At 72.0% G+C, this 15,715-nt stretch carries 19 protein-coding genes; 10 read left to right on the top strand and 9 right to left on the bottom strand.

What is annotated here, in order from left to right:
* The first annotated feature begins 20 nt into the window (after window positions 1–20).
* On the top strand, window positions 21–398 hold the full coding sequence (locus ACFWI8_RS14795) for a nuclear transport factor 2 family protein (protein WP_311598639.1): 378 nt from the start codon (window positions 21–23) through the stop codon (window positions 396–398).
* On the opposite strand, the gene ACFWI8_RS14800 is transcribed toward ACFWI8_RS14795, so the two are convergent.
* Genes ACFWI8_RS14800 through ACFWI8_RS14810 form a run of 3 tightly spaced genes read right to left on the bottom strand, consistent with a single transcriptional unit; the run spans window position 386 to window position 1,813 of the window.
* Window positions 386–799: an ankyrin repeat domain-containing protein gene (locus tag ACFWI8_RS14800; protein WP_387090456.1), complete on the bottom strand. Its 414-nt coding sequence runs from the start codon at window positions 797–799 to the stop codon at window positions 386–388. The two genes, ACFWI8_RS14795 and ACFWI8_RS14800, sit on opposite strands and share 13 nt — an antisense overlap.
* Complete coding sequence (locus ACFWI8_RS14805) at window positions 796–930, bottom strand: DUF397 domain-containing protein (protein WP_387090458.1); 135 nt, start codon at window positions 928–930, stop codon at window positions 796–798. The genes ACFWI8_RS14800 and ACFWI8_RS14805 overlap by 4 nt, the downstream gene beginning before the upstream one ends.
* The gene (locus ACFWI8_RS14810; RefSeq protein ID WP_387090461.1) at window positions 869–1,813 is read right to left on the bottom strand and encodes a Scr1 family TA system antitoxin-like transcriptional regulator; all 945 of its coding nucleotides are present in this window, start codon (window positions 1,811–1,813) and stop codon (window positions 869–871) included. Before ACFWI8_RS14810 ends, ACFWI8_RS14805 begins: the two co-directional genes overlap by 62 nt.
* A 121-nt stretch (window positions 1,814–1,934) precedes the next feature.
* Between ACFWI8_RS14810 and ACFWI8_RS14815 the strand changes: the two genes are divergently transcribed.
* From ACFWI8_RS14815 to ACFWI8_RS14840, 6 genes are all read left to right on the top strand, one after another.
* A complete protein-coding gene (locus ACFWI8_RS14815; RefSeq protein WP_387090464.1) occupies window positions 1,935–2,237 on the top strand; it encodes a hypothetical protein in 303 nt (100 codons plus the stop codon).
* Between the two features lie 5 nt (window positions 2,238–2,242).
* Window positions 2,243–2,755 (top strand): Uma2 family endonuclease, encoded by a 513-nt coding sequence (locus tag ACFWI8_RS14820; RefSeq protein ID WP_387090466.1) that lies wholly within the window; start codon window positions 2,243–2,245, stop codon window positions 2,753–2,755.
* A gap of 86 nt (window positions 2,756–2,841) precedes the next feature.
* Window positions 2,842–3,072 (top strand): antitoxin, encoded by a 231-nt coding sequence (locus ACFWI8_RS14825; RefSeq protein ID WP_387090469.1) that lies wholly within the window; start codon window positions 2,842–2,844, stop codon window positions 3,070–3,072.
* Window positions 3,069–3,473 carry a type II toxin-antitoxin system VapC family toxin gene (locus ACFWI8_RS14830; RefSeq protein ID WP_387090472.1) on the top strand — a complete coding sequence of 135 codons (405 nt, stop codon included), beginning with the start codon at window positions 3,069–3,071 and terminating at the stop codon, window positions 3,471–3,473. Before ACFWI8_RS14825 ends, ACFWI8_RS14830 begins: the two co-directional genes overlap by 4 nt.
* A gap of 51 nt (window positions 3,474–3,524) precedes the next feature.
* Window positions 3,525–4,370: an aldo/keto reductase gene (locus ACFWI8_RS14835; protein ID WP_387090474.1), complete on the top strand. Its 846-nt coding sequence runs from the start codon at window positions 3,525–3,527 to the stop codon at window positions 4,368–4,370.
* A gap of 315 nt (window positions 4,371–4,685) precedes the next feature.
* The gene (locus ACFWI8_RS14840; RefSeq protein ID WP_387090477.1) at window positions 4,686–5,954 is read left to right on the top strand and encodes an MFS transporter; all 1,269 of its coding nucleotides are present in this window, start codon (window positions 4,686–4,688) and stop codon (window positions 5,952–5,954) included.
* 23 nt (window positions 5,955–5,977) lie between these two features.
* Here ACFWI8_RS14840 and ACFWI8_RS14845 read toward each other — a convergent pair whose 3' ends face one another.
* Window positions 5,978–7,225: a PucR family transcriptional regulator gene (locus ACFWI8_RS14845; RefSeq protein WP_387090480.1), complete on the bottom strand. Its 1,248-nt coding sequence runs from the start codon at window positions 7,223–7,225 to the stop codon at window positions 5,978–5,980.
* Window positions 7,226–7,400: 175 nt separating this feature from the next.
* Here ACFWI8_RS14845 and ACFWI8_RS14850 point away from each other — a divergent pair, with 175 nt between their 5' ends.
* The 3 genes from ACFWI8_RS14850 (at window position 7,401) to ACFWI8_RS14860 (ending at window position 10,228) form a co-directional block, all read left to right on the top strand.
* A complete protein-coding gene (locus ACFWI8_RS14850; protein ID WP_387090482.1) occupies window positions 7,401–8,435 on the top strand; it encodes a hypothetical protein in 1,035 nt (344 codons plus the stop codon).
* A 227-nt stretch (window positions 8,436–8,662) separates the two neighbouring features.
* On the top strand, window positions 8,663–9,028 hold the full coding sequence (locus ACFWI8_RS14855; protein WP_387090485.1) for a hypothetical protein: 366 nt from the start codon (window positions 8,663–8,665) through the stop codon (window positions 9,026–9,028).
* A gap of 138 nt (window positions 9,029–9,166) precedes the next feature.
* Window positions 9,167–10,228, top strand: coding sequence for a glycoside hydrolase family 43 protein (locus tag ACFWI8_RS14860; protein WP_387090488.1), 1,062 nt, complete (start codon window positions 9,167–9,169; stop codon window positions 10,226–10,228).
* Between the two features lie 10 nt (window positions 10,229–10,238).
* Here the strand turns inward: ACFWI8_RS14860 and ACFWI8_RS14865 are convergent, their stop codons facing one another.
* The 5 genes from ACFWI8_RS14865 to ACFWI8_RS14885 all read right to left on the bottom strand — a co-directional run bounded on the left by ACFWI8_RS14865 (window position 10,239) and on the right by ACFWI8_RS14885 (window position 15,715).
* Window positions 10,239–10,835, bottom strand: a complete 597-nt coding sequence (locus tag ACFWI8_RS14865; protein WP_387090491.1) for a hypothetical protein — start codon at window positions 10,833–10,835, stop codon at window positions 10,239–10,241.
* A 32-nt stretch (window positions 10,836–10,867) separates the two neighbouring features.
* Complete coding sequence (locus ACFWI8_RS14870) at window positions 10,868–12,304, bottom strand: ATP-binding protein (protein WP_387090493.1); 1,437 nt, start codon at window positions 12,302–12,304, stop codon at window positions 10,868–10,870.
* A 71-nt stretch (window positions 12,305–12,375) separates the two neighbouring features.
* Window positions 12,376–13,701: a magnesium transporter gene (mgtE, locus tag ACFWI8_RS14875; RefSeq protein WP_387090495.1), complete on the bottom strand. Its 1,326-nt coding sequence runs from the start codon at window positions 13,699–13,701 to the stop codon at window positions 12,376–12,378.
* 307 nt (window positions 13,702–14,008) lie between these two features.
* Complete coding sequence (locus ACFWI8_RS14880) at window positions 14,009–15,298, bottom strand: thymidine phosphorylase (protein WP_387090498.1); 1,290 nt, start codon at window positions 15,296–15,298, stop codon at window positions 14,009–14,011.
* Between the two features lie 15 nt (window positions 15,299–15,313).
* Window positions 15,314–15,715 carry a cytidine deaminase gene (locus ACFWI8_RS14885; protein WP_311598655.1) on the bottom strand — a complete coding sequence of 134 codons (402 nt, stop codon included), beginning with the start codon at window positions 15,713–15,715 and terminating at the stop codon, window positions 15,314–15,316.

Below are 15,715 nucleotides of genomic sequence, written 5' to 3' on the forward strand. Positions count from 1 at the left end.
GCGCCTGCCAGGATGCGGGCATGGAGTCAGCTGAGGTGGTTCGGGGCCTGTGGGACCGCATGCAGGCGAGGGACTGGGCGGGGGTCGGCGAGCTGCTCGCCGAGGACCTGGTGGTGGAGTGGCCGGTCAGCGGCGAGCGCATCCTGGGCCGGGAGAACTACGTGCGGATCAACGCCGAGTACCCCGAGGGGTGGACGATCCGGGTGCTCCGCATCGTCGCGCACGGCGACGAGGTCGTCTCCGAGGTGGAGGTCCCGCACACCGGCATGGGGGTGCACCGGGTGGCCTCGTTCTGGTCGGTCAGGGAGGGCAGGATCGCCCGGGCCCGGGAGTACTGGTCCGAGCTCGGCTCGGACCCGTCGCCGGAGTGGCGGGCGCCGTACGTTCAGCGGGTCTGACCGGTCAGCAGCGCCTCGGTCTCGGGGTGGGGCCCGCGCTGCGCCCAGTCCAGCGGTGAGAGCCCGGTGCCGGCGTCCTCGCGCAGCGTCGGGTCGGCGCCGTGCGCCAGCAGCTCCCGCACCACGTCCGCGTGCCCCCAACTGGCGGCGGCACACAGCGGGGTCCCCTCGGACCCCTCCCGCGCACTCTCCCGATCCGGCGCCGCGCCGGCCTCCAGGAGGAGCCGCACGGACAGGGCGTCGCCATGCACGGCGGCGGCGTACAGCGCGGTCATCCCGTCCGCGTCGCTGGCCTCCGGGCTCACCCCGGCCCGCAACAACCGCCGCACAACGGTCGGTTCGCCCAGCATGGCCGCCACGACCAGCCGCCTCGCGGCCTTCTCCCGCCGCCGCCGGTTCACGCCGACCGCACGAACGCGGCCCACGCGGCGGCCGGAATGACGAGCACAGGGCCGTGCGGGACCTTGCTGTCACGCACCGGCATCACGCCGGGGACCCCGTCCCCCACCTCGACGCACGAGCCACCCTCCATGCCGCTGTAGCTGCTTTTCCGCCAAGCGGCGACGCTGGGTTCGGCTTGGTACGCGAGCTGCACGGTAGGTGCCTTCCATCACGGATTGGATCAAGTCGAGCGACTGCTCTGGGGGAAGCGCCATGGCCCGAAGGCGATCGTAGCCCTTGCCATACGCACGAACTTCGTCATTTTCCTCAGTGAGGTGGCCAAACTCGTCGGCCTCCTTGTAGGCCGACTCGTCCCCGTCCGGCAGTGTCAGCATCATCAGCGAGCACTCCATGGGCCAGTGACCTCCTGCCGAGAATGGCAACACCTGCACGGTGATGCGAGGATCCTGAGCCGCTTCCAGCACTCGCGCCATCTGGCCTCGCATGATCGCGGGGCCGCCAACTGGGCGCAGCAGCACAGCCTCATCCAGAACCATCCAGAACTCACGGAGCTTGGGGTCCTTCAACTTGGGCTGGCGCCCCAACCTGCCAGTTAGCCGCTTCTGCAGGTGGTCGTCAGAGGTCAGGGTCGGGCTCAGGCTCAGCAGTGCGCGGGCGTATTCCTGAGTCTGAAGCAACCCGTGAAAGGTACGCGCCATGTACACCTGGATGGCCGTCGCCCTACCTTCCTGCCGCAGATGTTCCTGCGCCCAGTCCGGGAACGCCTCACGCCGCACGTGCGGCGTGAGTTCGGCGAGCAGGCCGTCTGTCTTCAGCAACTCGTCCAGCTTCTTCGACAGTTCGAGCGTCGGCTTGGCCCCGGTCGCCCGTTCAAGCTGGTTGATGCGGGACTGGACGACGTGCGCCCGGAAGCCCAGGTCGCCCTGAGTCCAACCGGCTTCCAGCCGGTACCGGCGCAGCCGGGTCCCGTACAGCGCGCCCATCGAGTCGCTGGGGTCGATTTCATTGGCCATGGCGTCACGCCCCTCTGTTACGGCGGTTGGAGGTAATCCGCTTCCCCCTTGGAGAGGTTAGGTCGGTTCGGCCATTCTCGGTCGCGTACGGCGAACAAAGGACCCCGGAGGGTGATTATCTGTGGAGCCGGTAAAGCGCGACCTCTATCTCCTGTGCGGCGAGCTGCGTCAGGAACTCGACCGGCACGGCGTGCGACTGCCCGCGCTGATGCCGCTCGCCGCGTTGGACATCGACCCGCCGGAGTGGTCGGCACAGCTGATCTGGCTCGGCACCTGCCGCGTCCCGACGGCCCGCCGCCTGCTGGCCACCCTCCGCACGGCGAGGCCACCGGAGCCACGGCCGGACCTCCACACCCTGGTCCGCGAGGCGAACGCCCGCAGCGAGCAGAACCGCGCGCTCAAGAGCGGCCTGGATCCACGGTGAGGAACATGGCCGCGCTGGATGAGCGGGGAACGGAACTGATCAACGGACAGATCATCTCCTCCCCCTCCCGCAAGCCACTGCACTGGGACATCCAGCTGGATCTCATCATGCAGTTCTCGGCACACGGCCAGTGGCGCGTCGCTGCCGAGCAGACCGTCACCCATCCCAGCCACGGCGACGAACCACGACCGGACTTCTTCGCCCTGCCCACCACCGCGAAGGTGGATCCGGAAGGCAGCTTCCCGGGAGACGAGATCCGGTTCGTCGCAGAGGTCCTGTCCAGGAACAACAAGGGCTCCGACCTGGTGGACAAGGTCGAGGTCTACGCACGCTTCGGCATCGACCTCTACCTGATCATCGACCCCTTCAAGGGGTGGTGCACGCTGCACAGCGACCCCCGCGAGGAAGGGTACGCAACGTCCACCGAATCCCCGTTCGGTGACCGCGTCGCCCTCCCCGAACCCGTCGGGTTCTCGCTCGACACCAGGAGGTTCGGCCGCTGTGCGAAGAACCGCTGAGCACGCGTGTGACGCCGCACCGGCCCTTCCACAGCGCCCCACCTCGCGTCGCAGCACTTCGTCATCAACGTTGCTAAAATGTCAGCATGACCGACGTCACCGTCCGGAGAGTCCCGGACGACATGCTGAGGACGCTCAAGATCCGCGCGGCAGAGGCCGGCCAGTCGCTGCAGGCATACCTGTTGGACATGATCGTGAGAGAAGCGACGACCCCAACCAACGCCGAATTGGCCCAACGTATGAAGCGCTCCGCCAGCCTCGACTTGACCGACGTGGACATTCCCGCGCTCATGGACGCGGAGCGTGAGCGTCGTTGATCGTCATCGACTGCTCGGCGCTGGTCCACGGCTTGACCGACACGGGCGAGCGAGGGGACGCAGTGCGGGCCCGGATCGCCGCTCACGAGTTGGCGGCACCGGCGCTGCTCGACTTCGAGGTTGCCTCGGCGCTCTTCGGTATGGCGCGCGGACGGCGCGGCGATGTACCGAAATTGGCGGCAAAAAACCTCGACGAGGCCTTGGCCACGTACCAGGCACTCGCTATTCGCCGGTATGACGCCCTGCCGTTCTGGCCCCGGGTGCGGGAGCTGTCCGCCAATCTGTCGGCCTACGACGCGGCGTACGTCGCGCTTGCCGAGGCCCTCAACGTCGTTCTCGTGACGAGCGATCGGCGTATCGAGAAGTCCGGCGTCGCTCGCGCCACGGTCGACGTTCTCTGATCCACTGGCTCGGACGGGGCCACGGGGATCGGGCGAATTAACGTTGCCCCCATGTTTGCCATAGGTGGGGACCTGCGCGTACGGCGGCTCGGATTCGGGGCCATGCATCTGCCGGCGGAGCCGGGGCCGGCCAGGGAGAACTCCGTCGCCGTCGCGCGGCGGGCCGTCGAGTTGGGCGTCACCTTGATCGACACCGCGTACCTGTACGGCGGGGGTGCCAACGAGGAGCTGCTGGCGGAGGCGCTGTACCCGTATCCGGACGAGTTGCTGATCACCACCAAGGTCGGCGTCGCGCGAACCGGGCCCGGGGGTGAGTGGAAGCTCGACGGGCGGCCCGAAGTGCTGCGCGAGCAGGTGGAGCGGGCGCTGGGGCGGCTGCGCGTCGGGCGGATCGAGCTGCTCCAGCTGCACCGGATCGATCCGGAGACGCCGCTCGCCGACCAGGTCGGCACGCTGCGGGAGCTGCGGGACGAGGGCAAGATCGGCCGGATCGGGCTTTCCGAGGTGTCCGTCGACGAGCTCCGGCAGGCGCGGGAGATCGTCGACATCGTGAGCGTGCAGAACCGCTACAACCTGCTCGACCGCGAGCACGAGCGCGTGCTCGCGGCCTGCGAGGCGGCCGGGATCGCGTTTCTGCCGTGGCGGCCCGTCGCCTGGGGGGAGTCGGGGGCGCGGGCCGAGATCGCCGGCGTGGCGGCCGAGGTCGGCGCCACCCCCACACAGGTCGCGCTCGCCTGGCTGCTCGGCCACTCACCGGTCGTCCTCCCGATCCCCGGCACGGCCCGGATCGACCACCTGGAGGAGAACGTCGCGGCGGAGGACGTCCGCCTGACCCCGGCGCAGCGAGCTCGCCTCGACGCCCTGGCCGTGCAGGCCTCGAAGGAGGCTCGGTCGTGACCGACATCCTCGTCCGGTCAGCATCCCCCCCACCAACGCCGAGCTGGCGCAACGCATGAAACGCTCCTCCGGCCTGGAGCTGACCGACGTGGACATCCCCGGACTCGTGGTCGTGGAGCGTGAACGTCACTGGTCGTCAGCGACTACCCGGCCGTCGGTCGACGCTCTCTGACCCGAGGTTCGCGGCACCCCGCCGGCGGCAAAACTCGTTGACGCCGCCGCCCGCCCGCCGCTAGAACGTGGGGCTGCCGAACACGCGAGCGGAGGGCCACCGGTGCGCAGACGAGCGACGGCCGTGCCGTGAGGTGGGCCCGGGTGCGGGACGGGGCGCGGTGGGCGATTCCGGTGGCGTTGGCGATCGATGCCGTCGGGACCGGGCTCTATCTGCCGCTGTCGATGGTGTACTTCCTCTCCGCCACCGACCTGTCGGAGGCCCGGGTCGGGCTGTTGCTGACCGGGGCCATGGCCGGTTCGCTGCTGTTGCCGCTGCTGGTGGGGCGGGTCGTCGACCGGGTCGGGCCGCGGCCGGTGGTGATCGCGGGTCTGTTGTTCCAGTCCGCCGGGTTCTTCCTCTATCTGGGCGTGGCGGGGCCGGTGTCGTTGTTCCTGGCGGCGCTGGTCGAGGCGGTCGGGCTGCGGGTGTACTGGTCGTCGGTCTTCGCGCTGATCGCCGAGCAGGCCGAGGGGGACGCCAGGGACCAGTGGTTCGCGAGGGCCGGGATGATCCGGGCGGCCGGCACCGGTGCCGGCACGGTGCTCGCGGGTGTGCTGCTCGCGCTCGCCTCGCACCAGGCGTACCGCGGCATGGTGTTGGCGGACGCGGTCTCGTTCCTCGTGGCGGCGCTGACCGTCGGGCTCTTCGTGCGCGGGCGGCGGCCGGCCGACGGGCCGGGTCAGCAACCGGCCGACGGCGTACGGGACTTGCTGCGCAACCGGCCGTATCTGGCGCTGATCGGCGTGAACGTCGTGTTCAACGTCTGCACGGTCTTCCTCGCCGTGGCGATCCCGGTCTACGTGGTGCGCGGCCTCGACGCGCCCGGCTGGTCGGTGGGTGCCTTCCTCACGATCACCACCGTTGCCGTGGCCACCTGCACGAGCACGGTCATCCGCCGCGTCCTGCGGCGCACCTCCCGGGGCGGGGCGATGGCCTGGGGCGGCCGGCTCTGGGCGGTCTGGTGCGCGGCGATGGCCCTGGCGGTGCTGCTGCCACGCGGGCACTGGCAGGTCGGCTACCTGGCGCTGGTGATGCTGCTGTGGGCGGCGGCGGAGATGACGCACGGGCCGGCGTCGAACGCGCTCTCCGCGTCGGCGGCGCCGGAGGGGGCGCGGGGGACCTATCTGGCCGCGTTCCAGTACTCGTTCGCCGCGGCGGACATGCTGACGCCCGGCCTGTTCGGCGTCCTGTACGGCGTGGACCGGGTGCTGCCGTGGGTGGTGGTGGGCTGTCTGGCGCTGGCCGCGAGCCTGGCGATCGAGCCGTTGGAACGACGTCTGACGGGCCGGTCGGTCAGCGCAGCCACTCCCACACCGCGTGCGGCCGCCGCACCTCCGCGTCCGACGAGTCGCCCGGAACCCGGGAGTTGACGTGCGGCAGGCCGCACCGGCGGTCACGGCCGGCCGGCCGGCGGGGGGTCGGGAGACCAGCGGCCGGCCGACATCGCGGCCACCACGGCGCTGAGGGTGCGCACCCCCTGGGTCGAGCCGGCCTCCATCCCGACGAGCTCACGGACCCGGCGCAGCCGGTAGTCCAGCGTCCTGGGGTGGATGTGCAGCGCCAGCGCGGTCTTCAGCCGGTTCATGTCGTGCCGGTAGAAGGCGTCCAGGGTGGCCACCAGGTCGGGGCCCGTGGCGAGCCGGCTCCCCAGGTCGCGCAGCCACCGCTCGACCTGCGGCACCTGCGTGGTGCCGAGTTCGACGAAGACGTCGCGGACGGCGTACAGCCGCCGGGGTACGGCCTCCGCGGGCGCCACACGGCTGATCCTGGCGGCGAGCCGGACGGCCTGGGCGAGTCGGCCCGGCCGGCCCGGGGTCCCGCCGGCCGAGCAGGGCCGGCCGGTCAGCCGCGCGAAGTCGTCGGCGAGCCGCAGCGCGCGCCGCTCCGCCGCCGCCAGCTCGGGCCCCTCCGCGGGGTCGTCGACGTCGTCCACGACCGGAACGTCCGCCCGAACCGGCAGCAGGGCGGCGAACAGGTCCGGCTCGTGCCACGTCATCGGCGTCCTGGGGTGGTGTTTCAGCAGGGCGTCGACGGTGGCGTCGCCCCGGCCTGGCGTGGCGGGCAGGGGCGGCCCGGTGACCCGTAACACCGTCACCAGGAAGGCGGCGGGCAGCGGCATGCCGAGGCCCTCGGCGAGCGCGGCGGCCGCGGGTCCGTCGGCCAGGAGCTCCCCGGCCAGACGCCGCACGCGTGCCGCGACGGGCAGGAACCTCCGCTGGCCCGCCACGAACCCCTCGGTGTAGGCGTGCTGCGCGACGGCCCCCTGGACGGACAGCCAGCCGAGCATGTGCATCACGTGGTCGACGTCGTTCGGGCCGGCCGCCTCCTGGACCTCCCGCAGGGTGAGGACGGAGTGCAGTCCCAGCACCCGCCGCTGCGCGGCCAGGGACACGCCCCGCGCGCCGCGCTCCGCACCGAAGGCCCGCAGCATGGCCAGGTCCGCCTCCGTGAACGGCGCGTCGTCGGCGCCGAGTTCGACCTCCCGGCGACGCAGCAGCACCGCGAAGTCCAGCATCGCGGCCCTGGCCCTGGCCTCCCTGGTCACCTCGCGGTACTCCGGCAGCTCGCGGGTGTACACCTCCACGGCGCGGCGGGCGTTGCCGTCGAGCCGGTCGCGCAGCGACGGGAAGAGTCGGCTCATCGTCGCCTCACCCCACCCTGCCTGGCCGGCGCCCGCCGCGTCTTCGTGACACCGCGCAAAATCCGGTGACGCCCCGGGCCCGCCTTCGTGACCCGCGGAGAGATACGGCCGATTCCCGGTTCCCGACCGCCGGCCCGGCGCAGTCTGGTCCCGTTGTCGACCCGAGGAGGGTGTGATGCACCGCAGGAGAGTGTTCGCGGCGCTGGCGACCGGAATGGTCGGCCTGCTGCTCGTCGTTCCCGGCCAGACCGCGGTCGGCTCGGACGAGCGGGCCGGCGAGGACCGGGGAAGGACGGGCCGCGGCGAGGTCGTCCCGCTGAGCGCCGTCGAGCTGATCAGCCGCTCGGACGCGGGCACCGGCGCGCGACAGGGGTCCGCCGCGCGGGAGGAGAACCGCTACTACCGGGACAGCCAGGGACGCACCAGGTACGAGTCCGGGTCGACGGTCACCATCGTCGACCCGGTCGCCGGCACCACCGTGCGCCTGGACGAGGAGACGCGGGAGTTCACCCGGACGACGGCCCCACCGGAAACGGCCGACGCGCCCGAGCCCGCCGCGACGGCGCCGGACGTGGAGCAGCGGCAGCTCAGCTCCGAGCCACGGGACCTGGGCACCCGCCGGATGTCGGGGGTGCGGGTCGAGGGCAGCTCCTACACGGTGACCGTCCCCCGGGAGACCGCGCCCCCGGCCACCCGGGAGGTCACGGTCTGGCTGTCCACCGACGTCCAACTGGACGTGCGCACCCACATCGTGGACGAGACCGGCGCCGAGTACACCAGGACCTACACGGACATCCAGACGGGCGTGGAGCCGGCCGCCGACCTGTTCACGGTGCCGTCGGGCTACCGCGCGGCCGACCCCGTCGTGGCGACGCAGGACACGACGTGCCCGCTGGACATCTCCCCCGACCCGCTGCTGCTGGTGAGCTACGGGTGGGCCCTGGACGCGCGCAGCCAGACCGGTTACACGGACGCCGTGAACCGCGGCTGCGTCATCGCCAACACCGCGGCCGTCGTCGAGTACCCGCTGTGGGCGGCCCCGGTGTCGTCGTACCTGGGCCTGCCGTCCTTCGAGTGGCTGTTCTACGACACGGGCGGCCCGGTCCCCTATGACGGGTACGTCGCCTTCGGGTCCGCCGGGTTCCTCGCCTACAGCCCCGAGGACACCACGGAGAAGTGGTCGGTGGTCGTCCTCTACGTCTTCGTGTAGCGGGATCCGCGAAGCCCGGCCCGGGGCCGCACCGGCCCCGGGCCGGAAGCGCTCGCCGTCACGTCCGCGGTTCCGCGACGGGACGACCGCTCGCCTCATCGTCGTCTCACTTCCTGCTCTCGGAAGGATGGGTGCGCCTGGGGGGAAGATGTAGCGGTGATGTGACGGGCCGTCAACCGACCGGCGGCCCGCGCGGCGCGCTGTCAGCCATCCGGCATGCTGTGCGCATGAGTTCAGACGCGATAGCCGGGTTGCACGAGGTCCACAACCTGCTGGTGTCGTTCGGCGACGCGCCCGACATCCGTCGCGCCCCCGTATTGGAGGGCGCCGCCGAGAAGGTCGCCGCCAGCGCCACGGAGCTGGTCGACGTCACCGAACCCGAGGATCTGCAGATGCGGCTCCTCTGGGCCGTCAGGTCCCTGGAGGCCGCGCGGAAGGCGGGCCGCGCCCACCGCCGCAACCCGTTGACGCGGCCCCTCTCGCACGCGCGCTTCGCGCTGCGGATCGGCGCGGCCCAGGGCTCGCTCCATGTCGTGCTGGCGGCGCTCGACCCGGAGAACACTCCGCCGGTCCCGGTGCACGAGGAGAAGTGAGGGACGGCGCCCACGCCGGCACGCGGCCTGACCGGTGTTGTGCGGAGTTGCGCAGATGCGTTGACTTTCTTTCGAACCCGCTCTTACGCTGCGCGCGTTCACGTCCCGTGGTCCCGCGCGACAGCCAGGAGTGATCCCATGACGCCCATCGGACGACGCGCCCTCATCGGGGCGTTGGGAGCCGCCGCCACCGTGCCGCTCGCGGGTGGCACGTCCTTCGCCGCGGGCGAGCCGCCGAGCGGGCTGCGGATGAACGAGTTCTGGGCGCACGACGCGTTCGTCGTCGCCGACCGGAGCACCGGCACCTACCACCTGTACCACACCACCCCGGAGGACAGCCCCGAGCCGCGGCTGGTCACGTTCAGCTACCGCAGCCGGGACCTGGTCTCCTGGCAGGGGCCCTTCGTCGTCTTCCGGGTGCCGGAGGGCAACTGGGCGAAGGACGGCGGCTGGGCGCCCGAGGTGCACCGCTACCGCGGCCGGTGGTACCTGTTCGTCACCCTGCACGACGCCGACGCGGAGTTGGCCGCCCCGCCCCAGGTGCCGTACCGCACCCACCGGCGCGGCACGATCGTGGCCGTCGGCGACTCGCCGGCCGGCCCGTTCACACCGTTGGACCTCGAACGGCCGCACACGCCGGACACGTTCATGGCCCTGGACGGCACGCTGTTCGTCGAGCGCGGCCAGCCGTGGCTGGTCTACGCGCACGAGTGGGTCCAGCGGCTCGACGGGACCATGGAGGCCATCCGCCTCACGCCGGACCTGACCGGCACCGTCGGCGACCCGGTGCACCTGTTCAAGGCGTCCGACGCGCCGGGCATCAACCAGCTGGTGACCGCCGACGCCGCACCGCTCACCTACGTCACCGACGGGCCCCAGTTCCACCGCGGCCGCACGGGCGACCTGCTGATGCTGTGGTCCACCTGGATGGGCCCGTCCGGCGCCCAGTACTACGTGCAGACGCAGGCCCGTTCGGCGTCCGGCACCCTGGCCGGCCCCTGGGAGCAGCGGCCGGTGCTGGTCGAGGACAACGCCGGCCACGGCATGCCGTTCCGCGCCTTCGACGGCACCCTGCTGATGGTCCTGCACCACCCCTTCGGCTCCCCGGACAGCCGCGCCCAGCTGTACGAACTCCACGACGCCGGCGACCGCTTCGAACTCGGCCGCCGCCGCCGGGACCTGGACGGCGGCGACCTCTGAGCGGGCCGCGCTAGAGGCGCGGCAGCAGGTCGAGCCACTCCCGTGCCGCGCGCCGCAGCGCGTCGTCACCCAGGCGATCGACGAGCCACTCCAGGGACGGCAGCACCCACCGCATCTCGTTGAGGAGCGCCGTCTCCCCGGTGGGGCGCTGGCCTGGCCTGATCGGCTCGCCGGGCTCGTGCAGGCGGCCCTCGTGCGCCCGGCGGGCGGCGTCCAGGGCCGTCTCGCGCGACAGCGGCAGGTGGTCGAGGGTGAAGCGGACCGCTCCGTCCGGGGTGAACTCGTCCGGCAGCCCGTCGAGGGGTGGCACGTGGCGCAGGGCGAGCACCGAAAGACGCATCATCCAGTTTCCGGCCTGGCAGTTGCTCAGCCCGCCGGACCGCCGTGCGAGGTCCAGGAGCTGAGCCGCGAACTCCAGGGTGGCCAGCCGCTCGGCGGCCGGCGCCGGCCGCGCGGGGGAGCACCGGGTCTCGACGATCTCCAGCATCCCCGTCCACCACTGGGCCGGGGCGCCCTCCGGGAACGCCCGGCGCAGCCAGGAGGCGCGGTCGCCGGGGGGCGTGTCCCGCAGCTCGCGGAACTCCCGTCCGATGTCGTGCTCTGTCACGCGGGTGACCTTCCGCTGTCGGCGCGCGGTGGCTATCCCCGCCAGGCGGTGAGCAGTTGGTCCGGGCCGACGACCTGGACGCCGGTGCCGACCTCGGTGGCGACGCCCGATCGGGAGACGGCCAGCAGCGGGGTGTCCTCGTCGGCGCCCGGGAGTTGGGCGCGGTGCAGGATGAGGCGGGAGAGGTCGCGGGCGTCGAAGGGCTTCCGCTCCAGCCACTTGATCGAGCCGACGGCCGTGACGCGCTTGGCGACCGGGCCCCGGTCGGCCGCCACGATGTCGATCTCCGGGTCGTTGGTGCGGGTCCAGTAGCCGCCGACGGCGCCGGAGCCCTCGGGCAGGCCGCCCTCGCGCATCCGGAACAGTGCCTCCCGCACCACCGGTTCGATCGCCCGGCCCCGCCAGGTGGTCCAGGAGCGACGGATCCGGTCGAGCACCAGGTCGCCGCGACGCCGCTCGATCTCGCTGAGATAGGGCCCGAGGAAGGCCAGCCAGAAGCGGAGGTACGGGTCCGCCACCGCGTAGCGGGTCTCCTTCGAGGGCCTGACCGACAACGGCGTGGCCGCCTCGACCACCCGCTTGTCGATCAGCAGCCGCAAGGCACGGCTGAGGCTGCTGGGCGCCATGTCGCCGGCGGCCCGGCTGATGAGCGCGTGGGTACGCTCACCGGAGCCGATCGCCCTGAGCACGACCCTGGCCTGGGCCTCGGTCGGGAACTCGGCGGCCAACGAGAGCTCGGCGCTCACCAGAGTCGCCGAGACGGGATTCGTCACGACGTCCTCAAGGTGGTCGAACAGGCTCATGCCGGGCTCGAACTCCTCCAGCACCAGCGGGAGTCCGCCGGTCACCAGGTAGGCGTCGAACGCCTCGGCCGCCGGGAGACCCAGCAGGTCGGCGATGTCGGCGGGGTTGAGGGGCGGCACGACCAGTTCGGTGCCGCGCTGGTGGAAAGGCCGGTCGTAGTCGTTGAGCCGCTCCATCATCGCCAGATCGGATCCGACGCAGAGCAGCAGGATCGGGCGTCGGGACAGCTCCCGGTCGAACGCCTTCTGCAGGGTGCCCTCGAAACCCTCGTCGTTCTGGATCAGGTACGGCATCTCGTCGAGCACCACGATGGCCGGGCTGTCCTGCGGCACGGCGAGGGCCAGCAGCCGGAAGGCCGTGTCCCAACTGCCGAGCGGCTGGTCCACGGGCGCCGCCCCTGGCAGGTCCGACGCCGCCAGGGCCTGGGCGAACATGTCGAGGTCGGCTCGGGTACTGGGCAGCGCCGAGGCGGTGAAGTAGAGGCTCGGCAGGCCGGAGCGCTCGATGAACTCCTCCACGAGCCGTGACTTGCCCACCCGGCGGCGACCTCGGATCAGCACGGCCCGGCCGGGGCGCCCCGCTCGACCGCCCGCCTTGACGCGCTTCAGCACGCGGTCCAACGCGGCCAGTTCATGGTGGCGCCCAACGAAACCCGAAGTATCCATCGAAGCCCCCGAGAGGGATGAGACTACCGAAAGCAGAACTACCAGAAATGAGACTACCAAACTCGGAAGCCTCAGATGCCCAGGACCACCTTGGCCGTCGTGAAGTAGATGACCAGGCCCGTCGCGTCCACCAGTGTCGTCACCATGGGGGCCGAGACCACCGCCGGGTCGATGCGGAGCTTCTTGGCGAGCAGCGGCATGGTGCCGCCGACCGTGGAGGCCCAGGTGCAGATGACGATCAGGGTGATGGCGACGACGGCGGCCACGTCGGCGCCGACGAAGACCGCGCCGACGGCGAAGCCGACCACGGCCAGCATCAGGCCGAGCAGCAGGCCGGTGCGGCACTCGCGCCAGATGACGCGGATCAGGTCGGAGGTGCGCACCTCGCCGACCGCGAGCGCGCGGACGGCGGCGGTGGCGGCCTGGGCGCCGGTGTTGCCGCCGGTGCCGATCAACAGCGGGACGAAGAGCGCCAGTTGGGTGACGGATTCCAGGGTGCCCTCGAACGCCTGGTTGACCGAGACGGTCAGCGTGGCCGCGACCAGCAACAGCAGCAGCCACATCATCCGGGTGCGGGAGAGCTGGAAGACGCTGGCCGACATGTAGTGCCGCTCCAGCGGCTCGGCGCCGGCCTGCCGCGCCACGTCCTCGGTGTCGGCGGCCTCGATGACCTCGAAGGCGTCGTCGCTGGTCAGCAGGCCGACGAGGCGGTCCTCGCTGTCCACCACCGGCAGGTCGAGGACGTTGGTCTCGCGCATCAGCCGGGCCGCGTCCTCGGCCGGCTCGGTGGCCTGGGCGCGCGGCGGCTCGGTGACCACCAGCTCGGAGACCATGGCCGTCGGCTCGCTCAGCACCAGCTCGCGCAGCTCGACGATGCCGGTGAGGCGGCGCCCCCGGTCCACCACCGGCAGGGTGTAGATGGTCTCGGCCCGGGCGCCGCGCCGGCGGACCACCTCAAGGGCCTCGCCGACCGCCAGGTCCTGCTGGAGCGCGACGGTCTCCGGCGTCATGAAGCGGCCGACCGAGCCCTCGGGGTAGCCGAGGAGCGCCGCCGTCATCTGCCGCTCGTGCGCGCTGAGGCCGGCCAGCACCCGCTTGGCGACCTTGGCCGGGGCCTCCTTCAGCATCCGGGCCCGGTCGTCCGGGTCCAGGTTCTCGACCAGATCGCGGAACGCCTGGTCGCGCAGGCCCTCCAGGATCTGCTGCTGGTCGACGGGGTCGAGCTCCTCGAAGACCTCCAGGGCGCGGTCCTTGTCGAGCAGCCGGAAGGTGATCACGGACTGCACCTCGTCCATCCGGGCGATCTCGTCCGCGATGGCGTAGGGCGGCTGGGTCTCCAGCCACTCCAGGGCGCCGGCGAGGTCCTGCTCCTCGAGCAGCATGGGCAGGTGGGTCATGGCGAGGGAACCCCCAGGAAACGGAAGGCGAGCACGGGCATCCGGGGCACGCGCACACGCCGACCGCCCCAGGGCCCCTCGGAACCTGGGCGACTATCTGGGCTGACCGGCGTGGCGCGGGGGATGACTGGGAGGGTCACTGCGCATCGCAGCGTCACCTCCCGCCGTGTCGTTCCGCCAAGACCGTGTTCAAGGGTACTAGCCATCGAAGACGATCATGGCAAAAATTCCGACATAGCGGACAGTCAGTCCGTCGGGTCACATGAATGTTTGCCGAAGCGAGAGGAACGAGCCGGCGGAGACCGGCTCAGCCCACCCGGCCGAGCACGATCGAGGAACGGGCCGGAACCGCCGCCGGCTCCTCGGCCGGGGCGATCCCGATCGCGTCGCCCTCCAACGCCGCGAGCGCCGGCTCGAAGCGCTCCGGGGTGTCGGTGTGCAGGGTCAGCAGCGGGGCCCCGGCCGTCACCCGGTCCCCCGGCTTGGCGTGCAGCTCCACGCCGGCCGCCGCCTGCACCGGGTCCTCCTTGCGCGCCCGGCCGGCGCCGAGCCGCCAGGCCGCGACCCCCACCGCGTAGGCGTCGAGGGTGGTCAGCACCCCGGAGGCGGTGGCCGTCACCGTGTGGGTCTCGCGGGCCGTCGGCAGCGGCGCGTCCGGGTCACCGCCCTGGGCCTCGATCATCCGCCGCCACCGGTCCATCGCCGACCCGTCGGCGAGCGCCGCCGCCGGGTCGGCGTCCGGCAGCCCTGCCGCCGCCAGCATCTCCCTGGCCAGCGCCAGCGTCAGCTCCACCACGTCCGCCGGGCCGCCGCCCGCCAGCACCTCGACGGACTCCCGCACCTCCAGCGCGTTGCCCGCGGTCAGCCCCAGCGGGGTCGACATGTCGGTGAGCAGCGCCACCGTCCGCACCCCGTGGTCGGTGCCGAGCCCGACCATCGTCTCGGCCAGCTCCCTGGCGTCCTCGTATGTCTTCATGAACGCGCCCGAGCCGACCTTGACGTCGAGCACCAGCGCGCCGGTGCCCTCGGCGATCTTCTTGGACATGATCGACGAGGCGATCAGCGGGATCGACTCGACGGTGCCCGTCACGTCCCGCAGGGCGTACAGCTTGCGGTCCGCCGGCGCCAGGCCCGCGCCGGCCGCGCAGATCACGGCGCCCGCCGCGTTCAGCACGTCCAGCATCTCGTCGCCTGAGAGACCGGCCCGCCAGCCGGGGATGGACTCCAGCTTGTCCAGGGTGCCGCCGCTGTGCCCGAGGCCGCGCCCGGAGAGCTGCGGGACGGCGGCGCCGCAGGCCGCGACCAGCGGCGCGAGCGGCAGGGTGATCTTGTCGCCGACGCCGCCCGTGGAGTGCTTGTCGGTGGTGGGCAGCGGCAGCTTGCCGAAGTCCATCCGCTCGCCCGAGGCGATCATCGCCGCCGTCCAGCGGGCGATCTCGGCCCGGTCCATGCCGTTCAGGAAGATCGCCATGGCCAGCGCCGACATCTGCTCGTCGGCCACCTCGCCACGCACATAGGCGTCGATGACCCAGTCGATCTGCGCGGGGGTGAGGGCCAGGCCGTCCCGCTTGGCCCGGATCACGCTGATCGCGTCCATACCGTTCACGTTCTCTCAGTCGCGTTCCAGCTGCCAGGCGTCCGGGAGCAGTTCGGCCAGCGGCCGGATGCCGTCCCGGGTGTCGACCAGCAGTTCGGGGCCGCCGTGCTCCATCAGCAGCTGCCGGCAGCGGCCGCACGGCAGGATGATCTCGCCCCGGCCGTCGCAGCAGGTGAAGTGGGTCAGCCGGCCGCCGCCGGTGGCGTGCAGCGCGGACACCAGGCCGCACTCGGCGCACAGGCCGAGCCCGTAGGAGGCGTTCTCCACGTTGCAGCCGGAGACGGTGCGCCCGTCCTCGGCGACCAGCGCGGCGGCGCCGACGGGGTAGGCCGAGTAGGGCGCGTAGGCCCGGGACATGGCGTCCCTGGCCGCCGCGCGCAGCGCCGACCAGTCCACGCCGTCGTGGGGGTTCGTCAC

Source organism: Streptomyces sp. NPDC127098 (assembly GCF_042722465.1).
In the GTDB taxonomy this organism is placed as follows: Bacteria; Actinomycetota; Actinomycetes; order Streptomycetales; family Streptomycetaceae; genus Streptomyces; species Streptomyces millisiae.